23 protein-coding genes and 1 pseudogene are annotated in these 25,572 nt (G+C 41.1%); 12 read left to right on the top strand and 12 right to left on the bottom strand.

Features of this window, described 5'->3' with window-relative positions:
* Positions 1-294: 294 nt before the first annotated feature.
* Together J7K40_07605 and J7K40_07600 are read right to left on the bottom strand one after the other, a co-directional pair.
* Positions 295-645 carry a VOC family protein gene (locus J7K40_07605; protein MCD6162263.1) on the bottom strand — a complete coding sequence of 117 codons (351 nt, stop codon included), beginning with the start codon at positions 643-645 and terminating at the stop codon, positions 295-297.
* Between the two features lie 167 nt (positions 646-812).
* Positions 813-2,954, bottom strand: coding sequence for a DUF1926 domain-containing protein (locus J7K40_07600; GenBank protein ID MCD6162262.1), 2,142 nt, complete (start codon positions 2,952-2,954; stop codon positions 813-815).
* Between the two features lie 368 nt (positions 2,955-3,322).
* Here J7K40_07600 and J7K40_07595 point away from each other — a divergent pair.
* Both J7K40_07595 and J7K40_07590 read left to right on the top strand, forming a co-directional pair.
* Positions 3,323-4,390: pseudogene (locus J7K40_07595) on the top strand (Mrp/NBP35 family ATP-binding protein).
* A 24-nt stretch (positions 4,391-4,414) separates the two neighbouring features.
* Positions 4,415-4,633, top strand: coding sequence for a NifU family protein (locus J7K40_07590; GenBank protein MCD6162261.1), 219 nt, complete (start codon positions 4,415-4,417; stop codon positions 4,631-4,633).
* Positions 4,634-5,352: 719 nt separating this feature from the next.
* On the opposite strand, the gene J7K40_07585 is transcribed toward J7K40_07590, so the two are convergent.
* On the bottom strand, positions 5,353-5,868 hold the full coding sequence (locus J7K40_07585; GenBank protein ID MCD6162260.1) for a DUF1573 domain-containing protein: 516 nt from the start codon (positions 5,866-5,868) through the stop codon (positions 5,353-5,355).
* Between the two features lie 27 nt (positions 5,869-5,895).
* Positions 5,896-6,264 (bottom strand): DUF1573 domain-containing protein, encoded by a 369-nt coding sequence (locus J7K40_07580; protein ID MCD6162259.1) that lies wholly within the window; start codon positions 6,262-6,264, stop codon positions 5,896-5,898.
* A 485-nt stretch (positions 6,265-6,749) separates the two neighbouring features.
* Between J7K40_07580 and J7K40_07575 the strand changes: the two genes are divergently transcribed.
* From J7K40_07575 to J7K40_07560, 4 genes are read left to right on the top strand one after another with little or no spacing between them, the layout of a single operon-like run.
* On the top strand, positions 6,750-7,157 hold the full coding sequence (locus J7K40_07575; protein ID MCD6162258.1) for a 4Fe-4S dicluster domain-containing protein: 408 nt from the start codon (positions 6,750-6,752) through the stop codon (positions 7,155-7,157).
* Positions 7,158-7,165: 8 nt separating this feature from the next.
* Positions 7,166-8,056: a CoB--CoM heterodisulfide reductase iron-sulfur subunit B family protein gene (locus tag J7K40_07570; GenBank protein ID MCD6162257.1), complete on the top strand. Its 891-nt coding sequence runs from the start codon at positions 7,166-7,168 to the stop codon at positions 8,054-8,056.
* Between the two features lie 46 nt (positions 8,057-8,102).
* Positions 8,103-8,858 carry a 4Fe-4S dicluster domain-containing protein gene (locus tag J7K40_07565; protein MCD6162256.1) on the top strand — a complete coding sequence of 252 codons (756 nt, stop codon included), beginning with the start codon at positions 8,103-8,105 and terminating at the stop codon, positions 8,856-8,858.
* A gap of 34 nt (positions 8,859-8,892) precedes the next feature.
* The gene (locus J7K40_07560) at positions 8,893-10,566 is read left to right on the top strand and encodes an FAD-binding protein (protein MCD6162255.1); all 1,674 of its coding nucleotides are present in this window, start codon (positions 8,893-8,895) and stop codon (positions 10,564-10,566) included.
* A 230-nt stretch (positions 10,567-10,796) separates the two neighbouring features.
* Here J7K40_07560 and J7K40_07555 read toward each other — a convergent pair whose 3' ends face one another.
* The 4 genes from J7K40_07555 to J7K40_07540 form a co-directional block, all read right to left on the bottom strand.
* Complete coding sequence (locus J7K40_07555; GenBank protein MCD6162254.1) at positions 10,797-11,966, bottom strand: pyridoxal phosphate-dependent aminotransferase; 1,170 nt, start codon at positions 11,964-11,966, stop codon at positions 10,797-10,799.
* 56 nt (positions 11,967-12,022) lie between these two features.
* Positions 12,023-12,658 (bottom strand): MBL fold metallo-hydrolase, encoded by a 636-nt coding sequence (locus J7K40_07550; protein ID MCD6162253.1) that lies wholly within the window; start codon positions 12,656-12,658, stop codon positions 12,023-12,025.
* Between the two features lie 145 nt (positions 12,659-12,803).
* Positions 12,804-13,475, bottom strand: a complete 672-nt coding sequence (locus tag J7K40_07545; GenBank protein MCD6162252.1) for a hypothetical protein — start codon at positions 13,473-13,475, stop codon at positions 12,804-12,806.
* A gap of 82 nt (positions 13,476-13,557) precedes the next feature.
* On the bottom strand, positions 13,558-14,376 hold the full coding sequence (locus J7K40_07540; GenBank protein ID MCD6162251.1) for a ZIP family metal transporter: 819 nt from the start codon (positions 14,374-14,376) through the stop codon (positions 13,558-13,560).
* A 284-nt stretch (positions 14,377-14,660) separates the two neighbouring features.
* On the opposite strand from J7K40_07540, the gene J7K40_07535 reads away from it, so the two are divergent.
* The gene (locus tag J7K40_07535; GenBank protein ID MCD6162250.1) at positions 14,661-15,512 is read left to right on the top strand and encodes a pantoate--beta-alanine ligase; all 852 of its coding nucleotides are present in this window, start codon (positions 14,661-14,663) and stop codon (positions 15,510-15,512) included.
* A gap of 227 nt (positions 15,513-15,739) precedes the next feature.
* On the opposite strand, the gene J7K40_07530 is transcribed toward J7K40_07535, so the two are convergent.
* Positions 15,740-17,134, bottom strand: a complete 1,395-nt coding sequence (locus J7K40_07530) for an MBL fold metallo-hydrolase (protein ID MCD6162249.1) — start codon at positions 17,132-17,134, stop codon at positions 15,740-15,742.
* Positions 17,135-17,264: 130 nt separating this feature from the next.
* Here J7K40_07530 and alaS point away from each other — a divergent pair, with 130 nt between their 5' ends.
* The 5 genes from alaS to J7K40_07505 all read left to right on the top strand — a co-directional run bounded on the left by alaS (position 17,265) and on the right by J7K40_07505 (position 22,823).
* The gene (gene alaS, locus J7K40_07525) at positions 17,265-19,907 is read left to right on the top strand and encodes an alanine--tRNA ligase (GenBank protein ID MCD6162248.1); all 2,643 of its coding nucleotides are present in this window, start codon (positions 17,265-17,267) and stop codon (positions 19,905-19,907) included.
* Positions 19,904-20,641 (top strand): geranylgeranylglyceryl/heptaprenylglyceryl phosphate synthase, encoded by a 738-nt coding sequence (locus J7K40_07520; protein ID MCD6162247.1) that lies wholly within the window; start codon positions 19,904-19,906, stop codon positions 20,639-20,641. Before alaS ends, J7K40_07520 begins: the two co-directional genes overlap by 4 nt.
* A gap of 163 nt (positions 20,642-20,804) precedes the next feature.
* On the top strand, positions 20,805-21,377 hold the full coding sequence (locus tag J7K40_07515) for an SIS domain-containing protein (GenBank protein MCD6162246.1): 573 nt from the start codon (positions 20,805-20,807) through the stop codon (positions 21,375-21,377).
* Position 21,378: 1 nt separating this feature from the next.
* Positions 21,379-21,528: a hypothetical protein gene (locus J7K40_07510; GenBank protein ID MCD6162245.1), complete on the top strand. Its 150-nt coding sequence runs from the start codon at positions 21,379-21,381 to the stop codon at positions 21,526-21,528.
* Positions 21,486-22,823 carry a flippase gene (locus J7K40_07505; protein MCD6162244.1) on the top strand — a complete coding sequence of 446 codons (1,338 nt, stop codon included), beginning with the start codon at positions 21,486-21,488 and terminating at the stop codon, positions 22,821-22,823. The genes J7K40_07510 and J7K40_07505 overlap by 43 nt, the downstream gene beginning before the upstream one ends.
* Positions 22,824-22,912: 89 nt before the next feature.
* On the opposite strand, the gene J7K40_07500 is transcribed toward J7K40_07505, so the two are convergent.
* The 3 genes from J7K40_07500 to J7K40_07490 form a co-directional block, all read right to left on the bottom strand.
* A complete protein-coding gene (locus J7K40_07500) occupies positions 22,913-23,872 on the bottom strand; it encodes a hypothetical protein (GenBank protein ID MCD6162243.1) in 960 nt (319 codons plus the stop codon).
* Positions 23,873-23,900: 28 nt separating this feature from the next.
* Positions 23,901-24,560, bottom strand: coding sequence for a hypothetical protein (locus tag J7K40_07495; GenBank protein ID MCD6162242.1), 660 nt, complete (start codon positions 24,558-24,560; stop codon positions 23,901-23,903).
* 61 nt (positions 24,561-24,621) lie between these two features.
* Positions 24,622-25,152 (bottom strand): M4 family metallopeptidase, encoded by a 531-nt coding sequence (locus J7K40_07490; protein ID MCD6162241.1) that lies wholly within the window; start codon positions 25,150-25,152, stop codon positions 24,622-24,624.
* Positions 25,153-25,572: the final 420 nt, after the last annotated feature.

The raw sequence follows: 25,572 nt of genomic DNA, 5'->3' as shown, positions 1-25,572 counted from the left end.
GCTCTATGGGTTATGAAATAAGCAAGCTTCGATTGTTGGGTATTATTTTAAGAATTCTATAAAAAAGCCGGACAGTAGTGAAATAAATTAATAAATTATTCGGAATTATGTTTCCTCTGGTTACCAAGCGGCGCTTGGCAACCAGAGAATGATATCGATTTATAGCATGCTTTATATGATAATCACTGCCAAAATAAAATTCCAACCTGCCTGCCGGCGGGCAGGGCTGCAAAATCTGGTTAAAATATTCGGGCAGGTTTGGAACAGCGCTTGTTAATCAGCCTGAAATAAAAATTATTTCTTAGCCCAGAGACCTATCCTGTTGCCCTCAAGGTCATTTATGAAAGCGAAATAGCCAAATTCAGATGAAATCTCAGTTTTGGCAACCAAAGTATTTCCACCGGCTTTCTCTGATTTTTTTATTGCCGCCGGAATGTCCTCAACCTCAATATAAAAAACAATACCCGGATTAGAAGCGATTGCAAATTTCTTAGTAAACCCGCCATTAACACCATCGGGAGCCATGAAAGTCATATAGCTCATTTCGGTAATATCCTGAAATTTCCAATTGAAAACATCACCGTAGAATCTCTTGGCTTTTTCAAAATCCTTCGAGGGAATCTCGATGTGACATATACCATTCATAGTTCCTCCTTTGATAGATAATCTAAATATAAATACTTTAATATATAAAAGGAATAATTAACCGAATGTCAACATTTTATTTAGCTGGATATTTCCCATAATCCTAAATCTAAAGCAGATCAAGCCGTAAGCTTGTCAGGTTGTCGAAAAAGCAACAACTATCAGCATTATTCCTGCAAATTTTTAAATTCTATCTTGATTACCAGCTTACGCGACTCACCCGGCGTCAGCTTTATCTCAAAACAAGGACAGGTAAGCGAGGATTGATACACTCTCTCGAAACCATGTTCCGATAAACTCACAGTCTCAATCGGGAAACGCCATAATCGGCAAGACTCCGATAAGCTGATATTGATATCAAGCTTATGATATTTATCTGCAAGCCCGAAAACATTCACGTCCGGGGTTTCCCCATGGCTGTTCATCCTGCTGTGTTCTAATTTATGGTTATCGATATAATAATATCGGTCGGCCGAGTCGCCGGCAAGCATCGACCAATTGAACTCAACCCCAAAAGCAAAATGAAGCTCTGCAGCCGACTGATTTTCAAGCGTATAAACAGCCTCAATTACCGGCTGCTTAAGCATTATTGAAATGTCCTTTTCTATTGACAGATTGTTAGCGCTGTCTTCATGTTTGATTCGCCCTTCACGCAGAAACTCAACTATCAGCTTAGCGGGAGTTTTTCTGGTTTTATATGTAAATGGCTCAATAATAAAGTCGCCTGACTCCTGATAATCATTCGAGGCAAACTGCTCAAAACCCGTTTCAGTTGGCATAATATGGTCAACAAATGATATTCGTCGATGCCAATCATATATAAGGTATTTCTCCAAACCTTCTTCTTTAGCCTCGATTCGGTCATGGATAGATTTACTATCGCTTTCATTTTGATTCTGAAGTTGAAACAGTTTGTTGTGATATCCTTCCTCGCGGCGTGTCATCGTATCCAAAAGGTTAAAGCCTTTCTTTTTAAGGTCTAATTCAAACATCGAACCGCCAAACCGTGGAGAGAAATAGGCGTTCAGATAACCTGTTTCAGCTATAATTTCATTCCTGCCGTCATCATCAAAATCAACTATTTCCAAGCTGCCGCTTTTGGGCAATGCGCCCAGGTTATCAGCAATATTTTCAGCCCGAATGAGACGATTATAGGCGGCATACCTCAGATGGTTTAAATACAGCCCGCCAAATACGCCATGCCAGTATTGACAATTGCATTGTCCCTGGTAAAGCAAATCAATAGCCTTAGCTAATTTCTTTTTCTTTGAAGTCGGAAGCTTCTCCTCAAGCCGTTCAATTTTTAAAGCGACTCGATACATCTTCTTATGCATATTATTCGATTCGGGATATTTCGATAGGAAATTTCGCCAGAATCCGCCGCGCACCAAGTATCCGCGGCTTTCCCATAGATTATTTTGCTTGAAATGCTTTTCGATTTCCTCATAATGATTAAATCCCTGCGATGGCAAAGACCACTGACCCATCTCGGCATAGGATGCTGTGGGAAGATATATCCTGCCGTTAGGCTCGAAATCATCGATTGCCTCGGAGAAAAATTTCATTTTCAGCCAATTGGAATTTTTTGATATCATCTCGAAAAAATCAGCCAACCATTTTTCCTCATAACAAAGCTTGTATGTATCCGGCCAGATACCGAATTTCTCGCCATCATCGGCATAAACAACCAGCTTGCCCGGCGAACTCTTAGCCATACGCTTAAATACATCGCAAACCTTATCAACAGTATAGAATGGGACGGCATAGCGAAGTTCCTTCGAGATTGGGAACAACGCCAATTTTTTATGTTGTTCCTCGGTGATGAAATATCCGTCAAGCTGGTCTTCTGTCAATCCGGCCCAGCGGAAATGGGTATCATCAAGGATAGTATATTCAAGGCCGCAGTCTCTTATTGTTCCCGCTAAATGCGGTTCCCAGACTCGTTCCGCCAGCCACATTCCGCGTGACTTAACTGAAAAATTCCTCTTGATATAATCGTTGAGCATCTTTATCTGACCGATTTTATGGCTATCAAAAATTACCGGCAGAATCGGCTCATAGAAACCGCCGCTTAGAAGTTCAAGCTGACCTGCATCTAAAAGCATTTTAATATGCTCGAAATACTCAGGATGGTTATTCTGCAGCCACTGCCAGAGAACACCGGTATTGTGAAGGGTTGTTTTTATATCGGGGTATTCAGCCAGCAGTTTTACAAACGGCAGATAGCATTGCTGATAAGCTTTTTCAAACACGAAGTCAAAATTGCCTACCGGTTGATGGTTGTGAATGCCAAAACAAAAGTTAATCAAATTATTCTCGATTCCGGATTTATTTTAATTGCTAATCCTGTTAAATTATTTTACATAACCTTTGATGATTAAACAATGGCTGTTAAATTTTCATTATTTATTCTTACTTTTTTATTAATCGTTTTTTTTCATTTTTGGTTTATTATTATAGCTAATCCTGAAAATTCCTTTTCTTAGTGATTACCATTATAAAATTATACTTAAGATTCATTTAAAAATCAAGATGCGTATTGCTGCGGAAATATCAAAAAGTCTGGGAAACTATCAATATATTAATTCTTGACAATGGGAACCTTTAGTATATCTTCAAAAGTAATATATAGACAATATTAGTCTATTTATAAGGAGAAAGGATTGTCGTGTCTGAAAATAGCGCTGTAATAAGCAAAGAAAAAATCATTGAGGCCTTAAAGCCAATTAATGACCCTGAAATAGGACGCTCAATTGTAGACCTGGGGATGGTTGATAATATCGAGCAACAAGATGGAACAGTTATTGTAACCATAAAACTTACTATTGAGGGTCATCCGTTAAAACATAAACTCCGCGAAGATATATCAAATGCCCTGATGCAAGTTGAAGGCGTAAAGGGAGTTGAACTAAATTTCACCAGTATGAATCCACAGGAACGGGCAGATTTAACAAAAAAAATGACCGGTCAAACTTCATCCGGGCTTTTCGATAATGCCAAAGTAAAACATATAATAGCTATCGCATCCGGCAAGGGCGGTGTCGGTAAATCTACAGTAACGGTAAATCTCGCCTATGCTCTTAAAAACTTAGGCTATTCTGTTGGTATTATCGATGCTGATATCTACGGATTTTCTATTCCACGCATGATGGGGACTAACGATTTGCCTACTGTCATAGATAACGCCATGATTCCTGTTACTAAGAATGGGATCAAGATTATTTCTATGGGTTTTTTCATTGAGGAAAACCAGGCGGTTATATGGCGCGGTCCAATGCTTCACAAAACCGTAGTGCAATTTTTAACACAGGTTTATTGGGATAAACTTGATTACCTGCTAATCGATCTTCCCCCTGGCACTGGTGATGTTACAATCTCAGTCGCACAAACTGCCAAAGAATCTCAACTTTTAGTAGTAACAACTCCTCAACCGGCAGCTGCAAATGTCGCTCAACGCGTCGCCGAAATGACTTCTAAAGTCGATTTGAAAATGATTGGTGTTGTGGAAAATATGTCCTATTACTCTGACGGTAACGGCAATAAACAATACATCTTTGGCAAAGGCGGCGGCGTCGCATTAGCGAAAAAACTCAATCAGCCTCTCTTTGGACAAATTCCCTTAGAAACAGCTTTGCGTGAAAGCGGCGATAAAGGCAAACCTGTAGGTTTAACAGGTAACGGAAAGGCTGCTATTGAATTTAAACATATTGCTGAAAAAATAGTTGAACGATTGAATGGAAATTAATAATTTTTTCAACAGGAGAATAAATTGAAAGAGAGAGTTCAGGAAGCCTTAAACAAAATAAGACCCTCACTTCAAGCCGATGGCGGCGACTGCGAATTAGTGGATGTTAGTGATGACGGCGTTGTAAAAGTGAAGCTTACCGGTGCTTGTCATGGTTGTCCGATGTCTGAAATAACGCTTAAAATGGGTATCGAAAAAGTATTAAAATCAGCCATACCTGAAGTCAAAGAAGTTACAACTTAATAATTCTGCGGTAAATGCAAAATTATAGGCGCTTGCCTGATATTTAAAACAGGCAAGCGCCATTTATTATATCCAAGACTCTATCGTTTAGGGACTTTGGATATTTATACGATTTAAAAAGCTAATTATTTCACTAAAATGATTTAATATCCAGACACTTATAAAGGCCAATACCGCTAATTTTAAAATATTGAAGGCTATAATAAGTATAATTTTAACGACAATGTAAAAAACGCTTATTGCGATTAATGCTACTACTATAATAACCAACACAAGGTCCATTGATCCCCATTTTTATGAAGTATTAATTGTCTTATGTTAAATAAAATCCAAATCCATTATAATTGCAAGAAAAAAATGATATTTTATTATAAATATTAACATTTTCGTCAGGTTTTTCAAAAGCAAAACGAGTGATTCGAAAATTACGAGAAATTAGCAATAATATAATTAATTTTATTCTAAATGGTCATCAATAAACGCCCCAAGCAAGCCAGACGAATAAAATGGCAGTAGGGATATACCCGCATCCCCTCCCCCAATCGGTATGGTATCCTAAACATTAATACGCAAAACATTACACAACAACCATAGTATTCTATTACAAGGCCAGGAAATATACATCCTAAAAATATTTATATATAAAAAAGGCGCCGTTTATTTACCAGCGCCTTGAAAAATAATCTTGGTATAAAACCAAATTTTATAACATAAACTTTTTATTTACCGGATTGCTCCTTTGACTTAATAGTTTTAGCAACGATAGATCCTATAACAGGAATTGTCATCCTGGAATTCTTCTTATTAGCGGCTTCAATAGTCAGTGATGTAGAAAAGTTGCCAATAGGCGCTGTTTTCGATAACTCGAATTCTATTTTCGTAGTTTGGCCCGGTTTCAGTTTCCGCTTTTTAATCTTGGTTTTCTTAATATATTCTGAAATCGGATTAGAAACTGTTATAATTTCTGAAATAGTGGTATCTATATTTGTTAATTCGAGAGATATTTTACTTTTTTTGCCGGAAACCACGTCCTCGAAATCAGCTTGAAGAGGGAGGCAAGTGAATTTCAAAAGCTCGTTATTCACTGTCGAAGTTATTTTCAATTGAGAAGTAGGTTTCGATGAATCATTGCTATAAACTTTGATAGTTTTAGTAACCGGAGTTTTTCTCTTTCCCGATTTAGAAGTTCTATAAGTTACATCTATATATGAAGTTTCGCCTGGCGGAATAACTATTCCGCTTCTTTTTGTGGTTGTGCATCCTCACGTTGGTTTAACTTTAGTGATTATTAACGTATCCGAGCCGGTATTGCTTACCGGAAAATAGTGAGAAACCTTTGAGCCGGAAGAAACCAAGCCGAAATTAAAAGTAGTGTATTCATAGGTAATTCTTGAATTTTTCAACTCGATTTCGGGAATATTGCTTTTGCGTTTTTTGACTGATTTGGGTTTTTTCTTCTTTAATTCACCCTTTATATCAAGTCCTTTTTTCTTTAATTCACCCTTATTATCAAGTTTCTTTTCCTTAGCGATCTGATCTGTTTTTTGTTTAATAGTAGTTTGACCAAAAACTGTTGATGTGATTAACAGGCTTGCGGCAATTGCAATAATTAGTATTTTAGTAGTTCGCATGTTTAATTATCTCCTTTTTCTATATTCTAAGAAAAATCCAATTATCTCCTGTTTCTATTGTTTTAAGAAAAAATAAACCTGCCTAAAAGTCAAGTCATTTTAATACAACATTAAACATATTATACATTCTTCCTTACATTTATGTTCCTGAATACTAAATTAATTGTCGGCATTCGATTAAATTCTTATTAATCTTAACTATCTTTAATATAAAAAAATTTTCAGCTACAATTAATAGTCTATTTTCTTTAAGTCTAAACCCATTATTTAAAATTATACTAAATGAATTTTGAAAAAGACTTGTGAAAAATTTCGCAAAGTTGTTGTGCTGGAAAAATAAATACTCTATATTGACATGAGTTTGGATAGGTGATGATATTGATAATATGCTTTTAAGTTAATAAATAACGAAAAAGTTTTATTATCAGAGCAAAGGGTTTAGGGTGTTTTTTTATTATTAACATATTAACACGCAAGAGGTTGTAATGCCATTAAAAATATCGCAACGCACTATTGATGAGCAATTACGTAAAAAGGTGATGGAAATCAGCGGCCAGAATGTTCAGCAATGTTTCCAATGCGGAACATGTTCAGGTTCTTGTCCGATGAATGAGGAGGCTAATCTGCTGCCAAGACAGGTGATGATAATGATTCAATATGGCCAAGCGGAAGCACTGAATCAGTCTAATATGCCCTGGATTTGCGCTTCATGTCATTCATGTGTGGTTCGCTGTCCCAGGGGGATCGATATTGCCAAGGTTATGGAAGCTCTCCGTTTGATAAAACTTCGCCAAAATATCGACCATGTAGAATTAGCCAAACTTGAACCGGAAAAAATCGATGAGTTGCCGCAAATTGCTATGGTTTCCGGCTTTCGTAAAATGACATCATGAGGTGAATTATGAAGATAAGTTATTATCCCGGTTGTACGCTTAAAACTAAGGCAAAAAATCTTGAAACTTCCGCTCTGGCATCTCTTGATGTTCTTGGAGTTGAATATGAAGAATTACCGAGATGGAACTGTTGCGGGGCAGTTTATTCATTAGCGGACGATGATCTTATTCACATTATAGCCCCGGTAAGAGATTTAATTAGAGTTAAAGAACGCGGCAACGATACTGTCATTACTTTATGTTCGATGTGCTACAACACGCTTGCCCGCGCTAATGAATTGATGAAAAATGATGAGGAAAAGCGAAATACTATCAATTCGTTTATGGACGAAGAGCCGGATTATTTCGGCGATGTTCGCGTAGTTCATTTTCTCGATTATATTCGCGACGATTACGGTTGGGAAAAGCTCAAAAATAAAATATCAGCGCCATTAAACAGAATGAAAGTAGCTCCCTATTATGGCTGTACTTTATTGCGGCCTAAGGATGTGGCTTTAGATTCGCCCGACAACCCGCAGATATTTCATCAGTTTATGGAAACACTGGGCGCAGAAGTGGTTGATTTTTCGATGGCTACCGAATGTTGCGGCAGTTATCAGGTTTTGGGCAATCCTGATGCTGCACTGAAAGTATCGCATGAGATTTTAAGCAGCGCAGCTGCCAATGATGCTGAGGCGCTGGTTTTAACCTGTCCTTTATGCGATTACAATCTATCCCGTCGGCAGGATGCTATGCTTGAGAAATACGCCGATGCGAAAGATGTTCCTGTTTTCTATTTTTCACAATTGTTGGCTTTGGCGCTTGGAGTTTCTCCGGATAAGTGTCATTTTGAGCTAAATCGTAAAAGTTCATTGGAGCTTCTCGCTAAAAAAAATCTAATCGCTGAAGTTCCTGTATAAAAAGTATGTTGATTTATTTAATTTGATAAATTTTAGAGAGGTTGAAATGAGCAGCGTTTCTGAAGAAACAAAAACATCAGTAGAAGCAAAAATGATCCCAATTTTTATAATGGGGAAAAAATACGAGGTTCCGGAAACGTTAACCATCATGAAAGCTATGGAGTACGCCGGCTACAAGTATATCCGTGGCGCTGGCTGTCGTGGCGGTGTATGCGGCGCCTGCAGCACTGTTTATCGCAAACCCGGTGATTATAAAATCTATACGGGTTTGGCTTGTCAAACAGTGGTCGAACCGGAGATGTATTTAACGCAGCTGCCGTTCTATCCGGCAAATCGCGCTATTTATGATTTCGACAAACTAACCGGTAAGCCAGAGGAGATATTCGAAATATATCCCGAGCTTTTTCGATGTGTAGCCTGCAATGCTTGCACCAAAGTTTGCCCGATGGATGTAGAGGTGATGGATTATATCGCCTGCCTTAAACGCGGTGATATTGGCGAGGCGGCTCACATTTCGTTCGATTGTATTCAATGCGGCTTGTGCGCCAGCAGATGCTTTGGCGAACTTCCGCAATACCATATCGCCCAGATGGCGCGGCGAATTAATGGCGCGTTTCTTACTCCCCGCGCTGAACATCTTGAAAAAATGGTAGCTAATATTAAAGGCGGTCATTTCACTGACGGTTTAAATGAACTTAAAGCCATGGATGAAAGCACATTGAAAAAAGTTTATCAGGAGCGCGAACTTGAACCCGCAGTAGGGGACGAAGGTTGGATTCCTAAAGATAACAAGGGCCTTTAAAATCGAAAATATAACCAAATAAAAGAGGTTGATTATGCCATATCCGGAAGAATTAAAAAAACTTGCTAAAATTGTCGAAAGTACGCGCGCAGAAAGAGTGGAACGCAAAAAACGCAATGAGGAAGTTACTTTTCTTTCACTTGATGAGCGCAAAGATATTCTCAAACATCATCCTGATTTCAAGGAAGCAGGACGCCGCGAACTGAAAATTGGTGCTAATAAAGGTTATAAAATCGCTCATGAGATGGCCGATTTAATCGAAGCCAAAAGCCGTCTTGATCCATCCTTAATTGATTTATCAAATATCGATTACGAAACGGATGTTCTTGTAATTGGCGGCGGCGGTTCTGGTACGGCAGCAGCTTTACTGGCACAGGAACAAGGCGCAAAAGTTCTAATCGCTACTAAGCTTCGCCATGGCGATGCCAACACTATTATGGCTGAGGGTGGAATTCAAGCCGCTAGCAAGGGTTTTAAAGACTCACCCTATTATCATTACATTGACGTGATGGGTGGAGGTCATTTTAAAAATGTTCCAGAATTAGTGGAAACGCTGGTTAACAAAGCTCCTGATGTTATAGCCTGGTTAGAATCCTTAGGCTGTAATTTTTCAAAAATGTCGGACGGCACTTTACAGACGAAACATGGCGGCGGTACCTGCCGTAAACGGATGCATTATGCTGCCGATATTACCGGCGCAGAGATGATGAGAACAATTCGTGATGAAGCCCGCAACCGCGTCAATGATATAAAGGTAATCGAGTTTTCTCCGGCAATTGAATTGATTCTTAATGAAAAAGGCCATTGCGCTGGCGCTGTCCTTTACAATATGGAAACTGAAGAATATATCGTTGTGAAGGCAAAAGCGGTCGTTATGGCTACCGGCGGTTCGGGACGCCTTCATACTCAAGGGTTCATGACTACCAATCACTATGGCGCAACCGCTGACGGCCTCGTGATGGGATACCGCGCCGGTGTTAAGATTTGTTTCCTACATACCGTCCAGTATCATCCGACAGGTGTTGTCTTCCCGGAACAAGCTGAAGGCATATTAATCACCGAGAAATTCCGAGGTTCGGGCGCAAACCTGGTTAACATCGATGGCCAGCAGTTTGTTAACGAACGCGAGCCGCGCGATGTGGAAGCCTCGGCGATTATTAGGGAATGTACGGTTAAGGGAAAAGGTGTGCCGACACCTACGGGCAAATTTGGCATATGGCTCGATTCTCCGATGATTGAAATGCTTTCAGGCGAGGGAACAGTTAAAAAGGAATTCCCCGGCAAGCATATACTTTATAAACGCTTTGGCATCAATATAGCTAAAGAGCCGATGCTAATCTACCCGACACTTCACTACCAGAACGGCGGCTTGGAATATAACAGCAAAGCCGAAACGTCCCTGCCCGGTTTGTTTGCGGCTGGCGAGGTAGCCGGCGGCGTGCATGGCGAAAACCGTCTGATGGGCAATTCGCTTTTAGACATCATGGTTTTTGGCCGTATAGCCGGTAAGAGCGCCGCTGTTTATGCCAAAGACAAAGCCAATGGTTCGAAGCTTTCTTTAAAGCATGTAGTGAAGTATAATAAAGAAGTCGAAAAAACCGGTATCGAGGGCGACCGTGTGGCGCCGATGTTATTACCGGATTATACTGAAAAGCATGTCCGCGAGAAACAGCTTACGACCAAATATCTGGGCACGATGAGGTCATAGTAATTTACACATAAGCCATGTTGGTGCACGGGGACTTACACCAACCACGTTGTCGTCAGGAAATCCGCTGTGTCGGACTGACGACGCATGAAACAGTAGGACAGGTCTCCCCGAGACCTGCCTATTTTATTTAGCTATCCCTCAGTATAGAGTCAGCCTAAGGCGGACGACATCCTGAGGGCGATATCGTATTTCCATTAGCATCTTTTGGCAATAGATTTGAATATCAACTAACCGAAATAAGCTTCCATTCTATCGAACGCCTTATTTACCTCATCTTCGGGAACACAAAATGACAACCTTAGATGGCTTTGACCGGTTGGCCCAAAAGCGATTCCGGGTGTTGTTGATACTCCGCCCTTTTTTAATAAATTTTTACAGAAAGCTGTCGAATCCTTGCCCTCATCTAAGAGTATTTTGGGAAACATGAGATAAGAGCCTTCCGGTTTGTGATATTGAAATACTGAACTCATGGCATCAAGACGCTCACACATCAAGTTGCGCGCCAAAAGATAATGCTCTCTGAATTTGGCGACGCAATCCTGAGGCCCCTGTAAAGCGCCAAGCGCAGCATATTGAGAGACTACCGGCGCGCAGATTGCAAATGGAATATGCGCCTTGGTGATTTGCGGAATCAATTCTTCATCGGCATGCAAATATCCAATTCGCCAGCCTGTCATGGCATAGGTCTTGGTGAATGTAAAACAGCTAATCACATTCTTTTTTATTTCGGGAATAGAGGCTATGCTGAAATGTTTGTGTCCATCATAAACGAAATATTCATACGCTTCATCGGTGATAATCACCAGGTTATTCTCTAAGGCAATCTCGGCTAATTGGCGGAGCTGTTTCTCACTAAAAACAGCGCCGGTTGGATTGCTTGGCGAGCAAAATAGAATAGCTTTTGTCTTGGGAGTTATCGCTTTTTTGATGCCCTTAATATCGAGGATAAATCCTTCTTCTTCGAGTGTGGGAACCAAAACCGGTTTTCCTGAGGCAATAACTACCTGACGAATATGAGTGGAATATGTTGGCGATGGCAGAATAACTTCATCGCCGGGGTCAACTAAAGCCATTATAGCGGCAGACAATCCCTCGATAGCGCCTACGGTTGTCAAAATTTGAGCGGGATTGGCATCAATATTATTATCCCTTTTGAGCTTTTTGACGATTTCTTTTCTTAATTCCAACAGACCTGAATTTTCAGAATAGCCGCCTGCCAGTTTATTTTTTATTGCAGATATTGCCGCCTCTTTGATATGTTCAGGCGTATCGGAGGTTGGTTTTGCCCATGACAAAAACGCCGCATCATCCACCTCTTTCGACAGCCTGGTCATTTCATGGATGGCAGATTTACCAATCTGCGAAACCCTATTCGATATTCTGATTTTATCTTTCATCTTATTATCCTTTCTCCGCAAATATTAAACAGATATTATCGGATTAATTTTTCCTCTTAAAATTCTATTATCTGGCCAGCTCCGCCTTGAATATATTTATCCGGATAAAGCGACTTTATCTCTGATATATGCTGAGTGCAATGAGTGGGGCATATATACCGTAAGTCCTTAACCAACTCAAATTCATCGAACCCATGCAAGCCGCCTACAAGCGCGTATGGTTTGCCAAATTGGGATGCGGCCTTCAAGATAAGCTTGACACCGGGGTGGGAACATCCGACAATTACAATCAACCCCTTTTCCGTATTGACTACGAGAGATTGCTCAAACTTATCAAGCTCGCCAGTTGAAAAGATATTGTCATGGATTTTTAAAGATTCATCAACCCTGATTATCTCACTGGCGCCGCTTGGGGTTTGACAAGATAATGGAATATAGACTTTGGTTTGATTTATACTAAGGAAATCAGGAAGCCCGTCTATATGGTCCCAGTGGTCATGGGAAATAACTACTTCATCTATAGTGAGAGGATCTATATCAAGCTTATTGAGATTATCAAGAAGTATCGCGCCCTTGGCGCCTGTATCAAAAAGAATTCTCTTGCCGTATGCCTCTATAAAACAGGAGAATCCCCAGTCGGCTTGAAGCCCCTTTTTAAATACTTCGTTGTCATAAGTTATTGTTATTTTCATTTCGCTCCTCGCTTATATATTTAGTTTATTTCAAGGCAGTTTTTCCAAATAGCGGGCAAGCCGCGCTTTCATCATTATTTCCTGATGCAAGTTGAATGCTCTTTTCCACACTAAGCAATTACACCGAATATCGCATTTCGATTGTTTATTCTGAGAAGCTCTTTGCCGCTTCACCCACTGTTATCCGTGTTAATTTTCCTGTATTAAAATCATATAATTCAATTTGCGTATTATCATCGACTAAGGAACTGATTTTATCGTCGGCATCGGAGGCATTCAAAGCCTTAAGCGCAATTATCGAACTTCCGCGGATGTCCGGACTATTATCATCAAGCGTCTGGATAAGTTTTTTTGTTACGGTAGGGCTAAAACATGTTTTATCTATCTCGGCTATTCTGGCGATAGCCAAACGAGTGCCTTTCTCGAATGGTTCCTCTACTAAAAAGGGCGGCAGAAGGTGACCGTATTCTGCAATCAATTTCGGCACATTTCGCACTATTTCGCCGATAGCATAAGGGGCATAGCAGCAGAAATTACCTGATTCGTCATTCATCATCCAGAAAAAACGGCGTATTATACGTCGCACGCTTTCCATGTTTTCTCGAGCTGATAATATTGCCGTTATACCTATCGCCTCTGCGGCGCGAAAGCAGATTAACGGGTCATTATCAAATATAAAGGAGGTAAGAATTCTATGGGGATTGCGAGCTTTTTCCGCCCATTGATTCAGCTTTTTAGCATTTCTATCATCAAGAATGCTGCGTACAGCGGTTTTGCGGCGGCTAATGTTTGATGGTGAGGTTTCAGGTTTATTCATTGGCTCGGTTTTCTCCATTAATAACAGTTGCGTAGTTTAAAACAAATAAAGGTCTTCAAAACGCATATCTTTAAAATCTATCCTACCCCAGCGCCACATCCAGAATCATCATAACCACAAAACCAATCATAGCCCCCATCGTGGCGGCATGTGAATGGCCGCTTGTTTGTGATTCCGGGACGAGTTCCTCGATGACTACGAAAATCATAGCACCGGCGGCAAAAGCCAAAGCATAGGGCAAAATCGGGCGAGCAATTATAACTAATGCCGCGCCAATAACGCCTGCTATCGGTTCGACCACGCCTGAAAGCTGTCCATACCAGAAACTTTTTAAACGTGAAACGCCCTCTCGCCGCAATGGCACCGAAACCGCAGTGCCTTCAGGAAAATTCTGGATGCCGATGCCAAGCGCCAACGCCATAGCGCCTGCCAGCGTTGCCGATGGGTAGCCGGCGGCGGCCGCTCCGAAAGCAACGCCAATCGCCAATCCCTCGGGGATATTATGTAGGGTTATCGCTAACACGAGCAGTGTTGTTCGTTTCCATTTTGTGCTGATTCCTTCAGCTTCTTCCATTTTCGCGCCAAAATGCAAATGCGGCAGCAGCCAGTCAATTAAACGGAGGCAAAAAGCGCCGAGAAGGAACCCCGATGCTGCCGGAACCCAGACTGGAATTGATAGCCCCTCCGACATTTCAATTGCCGGCGCCAAAAGCGACCAGTAGCTGGCGGCAATCATCACACCAGCGGCAAAACCCAGCATGGCATCAAGTGCTTTCCGGCTTAAATCCTTTGCCGCAAAAACTACTGCGGCTCCCGCAGTGGTTATAAACCAAGTAAAACATGTCGCCAGGAAAGCTTGTAGTATAGGGTTTGCTTCTTTAAACCAACTTAAAATATCCATTGCATACTCCTTTTAACACCTTCAGTATTATACTTTATTTTAAAAAATATCTCAACACTTATATTGATTGATATTACCCCGATTTAACGGACACTCTGTTTAGCTTTGATTACCAAGCACCGCTTAGCAACCAGAGGAAGATTGTATAATACCATCAAGTGAGAATTCGCATAAAAATAAAGAAGAAGAAAATATGGCAAAAAATTGCTTTTTACAATGAACCGCTAAATTTAAGTAAAAATAATTCTTGCATAATTGTTAGGAATTTGAATTATTTCAAGATTATGAATATAGTCAAATCCTTAAAATCGATGCAAAAATTAGCTGATAGATACCGTCAGGGCGGCAAACAAATCGGTTTTATCCCAACTATGGGAGCTTTGCATGAGGGGCATCTGTCGCTTATTAGAAAGTCTGCAAAACAAAACAACTTAACAGTTGTCTCAATTTTTGTTAATCCTGTTCAGTTCTCTCCGGATGAGGATTATGCAAAGTATCCAAGGAGTTTTAAATCGGATTGTCGAAAAGCTAAAATTGCCGGCGCCGATATAATATTTAATCCTTCTGCCGATGATATGTATCCCGAAAGCTTTCAGACTTATATAACTCCTGGTTCCATAAATGATTGTCTTGAAGGCGCCGCCCGCCCTAACCATATGCGCGGCGCGGCTACTGTTTGCATAAAACTGTTCAATATAGTTAAACCGCATAGGTCTTATTTTGGCCAGAAAGATGCCCAGCAGTTGGCAATTATTAAACAGATTACGGCCGACTTGAATCTCGATATGAAAATTGTCAGATGTCCGATTATCAGGACTAAAACAGGCATTGCCATGTCCTCCAGACATTCCTATCTATCAAAGGACGATTTAAAAAAAGCAGAGGTTATCTATAAATCCCTCAGGCTGGCTCGAAAATTAATTAACTCAGGTCAGACTCGGGTTCATATTATCCAATCAAAGATGACAGAGCTTATTAATTCGATACCTGATGTAAGCATTGAATACATTTCGTTCAATCGCTGGGATGACCTTAAGAAGATTAAGACAATTGACGGCCGTGTTTTAATTTCGTTAGTCGTTGTTATAAATAAAATCAGACTGCTGGATAATATTATAATCAAGACGGGTCGTTAATAAAGTAATAATAAAAGCTATAAGATACTATATGTGCCTTGCGTAGGGGCGTATTGCAATACGCCCCTACGCGTTGCGTTAATATAAAAATTAATATTTTAAAATAATTCTAAAAAATTACATTCTGTCAACAACCTGTGTTTGATAATATTATAATCGAGACGTGTTGGTGATAAAGCAGTTCCTTTAAGTCATGAAATTTTTATGCCATTGCGTATAGGAGCATGCTATAGGTTTATCTCGAAACTATCGCCAAACTTTGGTACAACAACATCCCAACCAAAATGAGTATGGATTTTTTCCGCCATTGATGCAGCGGCTTCCGGTTCGCCATGCACGATAAATGTCTTTTCCGGCGGTTTATTAAAACCCATAAGCCAGGCAAGGATTTCATTATAATCAGCGTGTCCTGAAAAACCCGATATTGACTCGACCTTAGCATTAATCGGAATATGCCGGCCGTGAATTTTAACCTCTTGGCTGCCCTCAACAATTGTCCTGCCGCGAGTGCCGTAAGCCTGAAAGCCTATGAACAATATCGTATTTTTTGAATCGGGCAATCTCTGCAGTAAATGATGCAGAATACGTCCGCCCGTAACCATGCCGCTGGCGGATATGATTATCGCCGGTGTTTTTTGCTGGTTGATAGCTTTCGATTGCTGTCTTGTTTCGCAGATATGAAGTTGTTTAGGATGGAATATCCTCTTCCCTTCAAGCGTTAGTATCCTGCTGGTCAGATGCTGGTCGGATATTCGCTTCCTGAAAATCTCCGTGGCATCAATGGCCATTGGCGAGTCGATAAATATCGGCAAGTCCGGTATTTTATTTTGTTCTTCCAATTCCCTGATTATATATAGAAGCGATTGAGTTCGACCAATAGCGAATGAGGGGATTACAAGCGTTCCGCCTCTCTCAACGCTTTCGTTTATAACGCGCGCAAGCTCATCGATTGGATAACTGTCCCCATGAAGACGGTTGCCATAGGTTGATTCGAGTATTAAATAATCGACATTAAACGCCTGTATCGGGTCTCTTAGTATCCGTTTAGCAGGCCGTCCGATATCGCCGCTGAAAAAAATCTTTTTGGCATCTTTTCCTTCGGTTGTTTTTATATCGATAAATGACGAACCGAGAATATGACCGGCATCCTTGAACTTTAAGCGATAATTATCTCCCAGATATAAATCCTCGCCATAATACAGCGGCGAAAAATGCGTCAAAGCATTCTCGGCATCCTTGACAGTATATAGGGGAAGCGCAGGTTTGTGCTTGGAAAATCCCTTCTTATTAGCCCAGCGGGCATCCTCCTGCTGAATATGAGCGCTGTCTTTAAGCAAAATTTCACAAAGGTCGGCGGTAGCGTGAGTGCAATGAACCTGCCCTTTGAAACCGTGCTTGCAAAAACGGGGTAGGAATCCTGTATGATCAATATGAGCATGAGTTAATAAGACTCGATCTATTTCCTTAGGCGGAACCGGAAACGGTTCCCAGTTTTTAAGCCGATTTTTTTTGGAGCCTTGGAATAACCCGCAATCTATCAGCAGTTTCATACCCTGCAGCTCAAGGATATATCTCGACCCGGTTACTGTTTCTGTCGCGCCATAAAATGTCAGTCTGCCCATATCAATCCTTTATTATAAGGTCTCTCAAATTTTATTAGCATCATAGTTTAAGATACTATTAATTTATACAATATACAATATTCATTTTTAACCCTTGATATTATTGTAAAAATCAATTATTTAAGCCATCATGAAATCATATGAAATAAGACAGGCTTTTTTAGATTATTTTGAGAAACAGGGACACCGTATTGTGCCCTCCTCGCCGGTAGTGCCCCTGGATGACCCGACACTTTTATTTACCAATGCCGGCATGGTCCAGTTTAAAAACAGATTTTTAGGCTTTGAAAAGGGCGATTATAAGCGCGCTGCTTCCTCCCAAAAATGTATCCGCGCCGGCGGCAAACATAACGACCTCGATAATGTCGGCTTGACAGCGCGTCATCAGACATTCTTCGAGATGCTTGGTAATTTCTCATTTGGCGATTATTTCAAGGAAGAAGCGATATATTTTGCCTGGGAATTTTTCACTAAAACATTAGGTCTGGATACAAAAAAGCTTTATGCCACTGTTTATAAAGACGATGATGATGCTGAAAAACTTTGGAAAAAAATAGCCCCGGAACTTGGCAATAGGGTGCTTCGTTTCGGCGAGAAAGATAATTTCTGGTCGATGGGCGATACCGGTCCCTGCGGGCCCTGCTCGGAAATCCATATCGACCGCGGCGAGCATATACCCGGCGAACTTAACGGCGATGGCGACCGGTTTATGGAACTCGGAAACCTTGTGTTTATGCAGTATAACCGCGATGAAAGCGGACAGATGACGCCCCTGCCTAAGCCATCGGTTGACTATGGCGGCGGACTGGAACGGTTTAGTATGATTTTACAAAATGCGGAATCAAATTTCGAAACCGATCTGTTTACGCCGCTTATTAACAAAGTTGTTGAATTGTCCGGCAAGAAATACTATTCCGGCGTACAGGGCACGCCGCATAAGGTGATTGCCGACCATGTCAGGGCGCTAACATTCGCTTTAGCCGACAATGCTACTATATCAAATGAGGGACGCGGTTATGTTCTAAGGCGGATACTTCGCAGAGCCGCCCGCTATGGCCATCAGCTTGGATTGAACGAGCCGTTTCTATACAAGATTGTCCAGCCGCTTGTTGATTATATGGGAGCATACTTTCCGGAGATAAAAGCCCAGCGCGGTCATATCGAGTTGGTTGTTAAAACCGAGGAGGAACAATTCGGACGATGTCTGAATATCGGCTTGGAGTTGTTCGATGATATTGCCGAGAAAGCAGTCGGCACCGGCAGTAAGGTTATCCCCGGCGAGCAGGTTTTCAAACTGTATGATACTTACGGTTTCCCGGTTGACTTAACCGAAATTATGGCGCGTGAAAAGGGGCTTGGAATTGATATGAACGGCTGTGAGAAATGCTTCGAGGAACGGAAAGAGTTGTCAAAAAAAGGCAGTAAATTTCAAGCAATTATTTGCAGTGCCGGAATTGAAATTAAGAGAGATTCGCAAATCGAAAAATTTATTGGCTATGACAATGAAAAAATTGATACCGAGGTTTTAGCAGGAAAATCAATTGATGATAAAAAATACGAGTTTATACTTTTCCAAACACCTTTTTATGCCGAAAGCGGCGGTCAAGTAGGCGATACCGGATTTATCTTGGCTGACAATTTTAAAATCAAGGTAACGGACACAATTAAGATTAATGATGAGCATATACATATAGGCAAACTTGTAAACGGAATAGTGCCTGAATTATATACCGGTCGGGTAACCGCCGAAATCGATTCATCCCGCCGCGCCGACATCCAGCGCAACCATACCGCCACACATCTGCTGCATAAAGCCTTGCGCATGACACTGGGCGAGCATGTTTACCAATCCGGTTCGTTAGTTGCCCCCGATAGACTGCGTTTCGATTTCTCGCATTTCAAGGCAATGACTGATGATGAGCTTAATGAAGTGGAAAATATTGTCAATGAAAAGATCAATACCGACCTGCCGGTTACATGGGAAAATAAGAGTTTTGCCGAAGCTAAGAAAATGGGCGCGATGGCATTGTTCGGCGAAAAATACGGTGATGATGTTCGGATAGTAAAAACCGGCAATTTTTCAATGGAGCTATGCGGCGGCACCCATGTTAACCATACAAAGGATATCGGCGGATTCTTTATTATTTCCGAGGGCGCAATTGCCGCCGGCACAAGGCGGATTGAGGCTATCACCGGCGATGCTTTTGAGAAATTTATCTCGGAGCAAAATGGTTATATAGACAAATTGAAAAGATATTTTGATAAGCCAATTGAGCAGATAGACGATAGCGATATTGCTGAGATAAAAAATTTACAGGGTTATATACATACCCGGATTCTGACTAAGGAAAATCTGGCAAGCAAGCTTGCTGACCTGTTGGATATAATCAAAAAACAAGAAAAAGATAAGAGCAAATCAGCGGCGAAGGATATATCTCAAAAAGCTAAAGAGCTTTCACCGAAGATCAATATTGATACCGATAAGGGAAATTTGCTTGGCTTTGTAGTTAAGAACAAATCACCAAAAGAGTTCATGACATATTTCGATAATTTTAAAAGCGTTCATCAGAATGAGACGATTGTAGTATGCTCGCGTTTAAATGGCCAGTATGCTATTGCCTCTTCTGATTATAACTTTGCGGTTAAGGTAAAAAATACGCTATTTGAATCGGTTGGAGCGAAAGGCGGCGGCAAACCGACTATCAGGGGCGCTATGCCTGTTGATAAAATCGAGACTGCTTTAGATTCATTAAAAAAGAAGTATTCCCTATGAAGGTATTTGAGAAGCTATTAAACATCAAAAAGAAAAAAGGCTGCGGTTTTTTAGTCCTGCTTGACCCCGACCGCAAGTCAGCGAAAGCAATCGCTAACTACGCCTCAAAGTGCGAAAAAGCCGGCGCGGACGCTTTCTTATTCGGCTCATCATTAATGGTGAAAAACCATTTTGAGAAAGCTCTTATTGCTGTTAAAAAAGCCGCTAAAAAACCAACGCTTATATTTCCGGGTTCATCCTCGATGGTTTCCGGTCATGCTGATGCCATTCTGTTTTTATCGCTGATATCCGGCCGAAACCCGAACCTTCTGATTGATGAGCATGTTAAAGCCGCTCCGGTGTTAAAAAAGATAGGCCTTGAGGTAATCCCTACCGCTTATATGCTGATTGAATCGGGAGTGTTAACATCGGTGTCGTTTATGTCTAACACTTTGCCCATACCTCGTAATAAACCGGATATTGCCTGCGCTCATGCTTTAGCAGGACAGTATCTCGGCATGAAATTAGTTTATCTCGAAGCAGGTTCCGGAGCAGAGAAACCGGTGCCGTTGGAGATGATTAAAGCTGTCAGTAAATATGTTGATGTGCCTATTATAGTCGGCGGCGGCATCACTGATGCCGAATATGCCGGTAAAGTTGCTAAAGCCGGAGCCTCATTTATAATTATAGGCAACACCTTAGAGGATAATCCCGATATGGTGAAGAAATTTGCCCGGGCTATACACGGAAGATAAGACTTTAGAAAGATGATTATTGATTGCTATTTCGTTGATATTTTCGGACTTTGTAAAAACGCAAGCCATAGGGGCGTGCTGCAATACGCCCCTACGCGTAATAGCAGACGCCACTTAGTTTTAATAAGAACTACTGTGTCAACAATCTGAAAGATAAGGTTATATGGAAGATATAATAAAAGCTCAACTTATAGAATCAGCTGAATTGAAAATAAAATTAGCGGAGCAATCTGCTAAAATTATATATGAAGCTGCCATGATGTGCGTAGATGCGATGAAGCGTAATGGCAAAATCATGTTTTGCGGCAATGGCGGTTCTGCCGCCGATAGCCAGCATCTGGCAACCGAACTCGTAGTGCGTCTCACCGGAAAATTCGACCGTCCGGCTTTACCGGGATTAGCCTTAGCCGCAAATGCCGCAACACTCACCGCTTGCGCTAATGATTATGGATTCGAGCAAGTATTTGCGCGCCAGATTGAGGCCTTTGGAAAATCAGGCGATATATTATTTGCTATCTCAACTTCCGGTAATTCTGCCAATGTTATAGAAGCGGTTAAGACTGCTCGAAAGATGAAAATCCATACTATCGGTTTTTTAGGCGGCAATGGCGGACAGTTATCCGCTCTTGCGGATAAGCCAATTATCATTCCCTCGGATTGTGTGCAAAGAATACAGGAATCCCATATAACTATCGGACATATTATTATCGGTATAATTGAGAAGGAGGCTTTTTAATATGTCGGAACCTGCCCGGCAAAGCATCGCTAAAAGTTCTTTAGTAATGTTATCGGCTCAGGCAGGCGTTAAAATTCTCGGTTTTTTTTTACCCTGTATGCCGCCCGAATGCTCGGTGTTGAAACTTTCGGACAATATGGTTTTGCCTTAGCCGTATTCGCCTTTTTTACAGTCATATCTGATTTTGGCATCGAAAATTATCAAACCAGACAGACCGCAATTTTCAATGACAAGAACAAAGCCAGAATATTAGCAGCTGATTCGTTTATCTCCCGATTAATATTAAGCGCTCTTTCTGCAATAATTATATTCGTTATATCTGTTATCATAAACAAACCTTTGCCGTTGAAAATATTCTTATGGCTATTGTCATTCACTATGATACTTAACTGCTTGGCGGGAAGCTTTATTAGCATCTTGCTTGGCTATGAAAAGTTTAAATATTTCAGCATGCTGTCTCTTAGCACGCAGATGGCTGGAACTATGCTGGGCATACTGGTTTTATATTTGGGCTATAGTCTGCCTGGCATCGGTGTAACGCATCTTATCACAGCTGTATTATCGGCGGTTGCCATAGCTATTACAGCAAGACGGGTTGTTGGCGGTTTTTCATTGAGGGGAAAATTAACTAAGGCGTTGGATATAATAAAGCAGTCGGCGCCGCTTGGCATTACCGCGATTCTGATAACTATCTACTATCGGGCTGATTTAATCATGCTGTCGATTATCAAAGGCGATCAGGCGGTGGGCTGCTACAATTCGGCTTATGCTTTGGTTAATGGCTTGCTTTTGGTGTCGGCGACATTCTCCTCGACGCTTCTGCCGCGGATGTCGAGCTATTTCAAGCGCGAGCCGGATAAGCTGGATGTATTATATCAGACCGGTTTTAAGTACCTGCTATTTTTCGGTATGGCGGCGGCATTCGGCGCCGCATTTTTAGCCGAGCCTATCTATAGGCTGATTTATCCTGAAGCCTATCTTCCCGGCGCTAATGCCCTAAAAATTTTAATCTGGGCGATGGCGATGATGTTTGTCAATACGCTTCAGAATGCCCTTATGATTGCCCGCGACTTGAAAAAGCGGCTGATGTATCTAACCGGCGCCGGGGCGTTTGTCAATATCATCCTGAACTTGATTTTAATCCCGCCGTATGGTTTCGCCGGGGCGGCTTTGGCTACAGTAGCTTCCGAGCTGATAACGGCGGCAGGTTTTATAATTACGCTGAGAAGCAGCCTGCCCTACAGGATGTTTGCCTCCCTGCTTTGGCGGCTTCTGCCGGCGCTTGCCCTGATGGTGTTGTCGATAAAGTTTACCGAAAGCGTGATGATTATCCCGCGCATATTAATCGGCGCGGCGGTTTTGGTTGTTGCCTTAGTAATAACAGGCGGTTTAAACAGGCGCGATTTTAGAACGCTCATGGGGTTGTTGTCATGGGGGAAGGATTAGGGGACGATTGGCTCAGGTTTGAGCGGTTGGTGCACCGGGAGGGACGCCAACCATAAATGTCTTAGACATACACCAACCGTTATAGAATCTTACTTGCCAAAACCGGATGGGGTAACTCTGCCGGATACAGGCGGCGTCTCGCAATTAGGCCAGCCTAATGGCGCGCTGCCTGATATATCATCAGGTGTTAGCCATAGCGGTTCATAATCCGAGCAGTATTCGATTGTAGTATAACCTCTAAAAAAGTTAACCAAACGGACTATATCACTACCTAATACAAGGCAGTCGCCGTTGGCATCCGCGGAGGCCCAGAAACCGTCGAGCAGGCAGGGTTGGCTTGAGGGCAGCCCTCGAAAATAACTAACGAGGTAGGTTATATCGCCGCCTAAAACCATTGGCGGCCATAAGCCGTTAGTCATGTTGGCATCGCCGGGGAGGTAGGCGTAGCCGTCGGGGACGATGGCGATTCCGCCGGCAACTAATGCAGTCGACCAGTCAAGGCTTCCCATCTCATTGCTGAAATGGACTCCACCAGCAAGTTGTTCCCTGCCTTTTGTTATTTGAGTTGTACATCCAATGTTGGATGTGTCTGAACTTATTATCATTTTAAATTCAGCAATTTTGACCCAATTGTATTGAGAGTTGAATAAGCTATCCATATCAGGTCCTTCCATATGAATACTTACACCCAATATCGTTTGTGTAGTGAAATTTTCAAAAGGTCTATCTGGCCTTGTTGGCAAAAATTCAATAATCCACCAATATATTAGCTGATCATAAAACGAACCATCTAAGTGTTCTGCAATATATTGATCATCTGTAGCTATAGGGATATGCATGCCTCCGACATTTTCATCACATTTAGCCCAAACAGGAACGTCGATTGTATCTCCCGGACAGGCGGCAATAAAACTGCCGTCAAGATTGCCTACCATGATTGAATCCGGTAAGCCGGGATCTTCAGCACAATATGCTGATGAGATAGTAAAAAAACATGTAATCAATAGAGCCATTAAAAACAGCTTTGTTATTCTAATTTTGCTATACATTTCATAAACCTCAAACTTATTTATTAAATTAATTTGGTATCATATTGACTTCTGTTCTAATTATTTTATCTGTATGAGCATCAACATAGTAAGTCAAACCGGGTATAAATGCTTTCCAGCATAAGTGAAAATCATTCTCATGCTCTAATATGATTAGGCTATCAGCATGAACCTGTTCAAACGATAAAATATCCTCTCCATGATATTTTGCAGTTGGTACGCATCGGGAATCGTTAAAGACTGTTTTTTTAGCTTGTTCTTTGGTAATAGTAGGCGTTGTATTTACATTCCAGGCTTGCGGGTAAAACCTGCCGCTTATATTTCTTATACTGCCATCACTTTTTATACCAATATATATGAATGAGTGCTTTAATATTATTCCATTTACTATTTGCCAGAATTTTACTTTGATAGAATACCCTGAAGATCTATCTATATATCTAAATTTAAAGTCAGAACGAGGATCATCAGTTTTACAATAATCTTTCCGTTTTTCCATATATTGATAAGCTTTTTCAACAAGTGATGCATCTTCAGCGCTAAGTTTTCTGTTCTTTAACCACTCTTCGTAACCGGGCAGGGGGTCATAAATACTGGGAATTGTTTTTGTCGAATCTTCCTGCCCATTAACAAAGTTGATTAATATCAGCGCTAAAGAAATTGTTAAAAAGAATATTATTTTTTTCATTACTTCTCCTTAATTAATTTACAATTATTAACACTATTTTATTCCCTAAATTCTGCATGACTTATGGTGAAATTGTATCAGGAAAGGCAGGGCAGAATTCTATTGCTGGAATTTCTCCTCTAAAATACCCTACAGCATGTGTTATATCAGCTTGTGTTACTAGACAATCACCACTTATATCTAATGCTGGTTGAAACAATACTCCAGTTGTGTCTAAACACTGTATGTGTCTATCACATGGATCAGGATCTCTGAATAATTGTACAATATAGACTATATCTCCACCTATAAACATACCGTCACAGTTTGCATCACCAGGCATATATCTGCATCCAACATTTACAGCATTCCAGGCTTTATCAACTTGTATTGCCCAATCAGGCTGACCACAATCAAAAATAGCCGCTATAAGACATCCAGTTTTGGCTTGAAAGAAATTGGCATTCCATCTCCATCTTGGAATTGTGTTTGACTTATACATAATTTCCATTGCGTTTTCAATGCCACTACCCGAAACGGTATCGAGATGCGGATAATACTGATTATATCCGCCCTGAGCCAAAAGGTAGAACATGTAGCTCGGTACGCCCATATTATAATGAACGTAGCAATAATCATTAGCTGAATCCGGGCTATAGTACAAATATTGCTACCCATTTTTTAGTTCTGATAATGGGCGCAAATAAACCGAATGCTAATAATAGCAATGCCCCCCCCATAACTCTACGTTTGAATCGTTTAAGCATAAATCCCCTTTCGTTTAAAAGTTAACGGCTAATTATCTTACCATCTTATTCATATTCAATTATCACAGAAGCTTAAGCTGTTTGCTTAAAAGCGATCACTCACTCATCGGGAATTTAATAATTACTTGCCTAATATGTCAAGTATTTTCAGAATATTCCGATTTTTTAGCTAAAATAGCTTGACAGCATGCTCTGGTTTTTCGTAAGATAAATGCTGAGTTTGTAAGCCCATATCTCCCGATGGCTTCTATGGCTTGAACGGCTCT

The organism is Candidatus Zixiibacteriota bacterium, from assembly GCA_021159005.1.
GTDB lineage: Bacteria > Zixibacteria > MSB-5A5 > UBA10806 > 4484-95 > JAGGSN01.
Note: the sequence above shows the minus strand (reverse complement) of the source record. Positions and strands in the feature narration are given on the sequence as shown.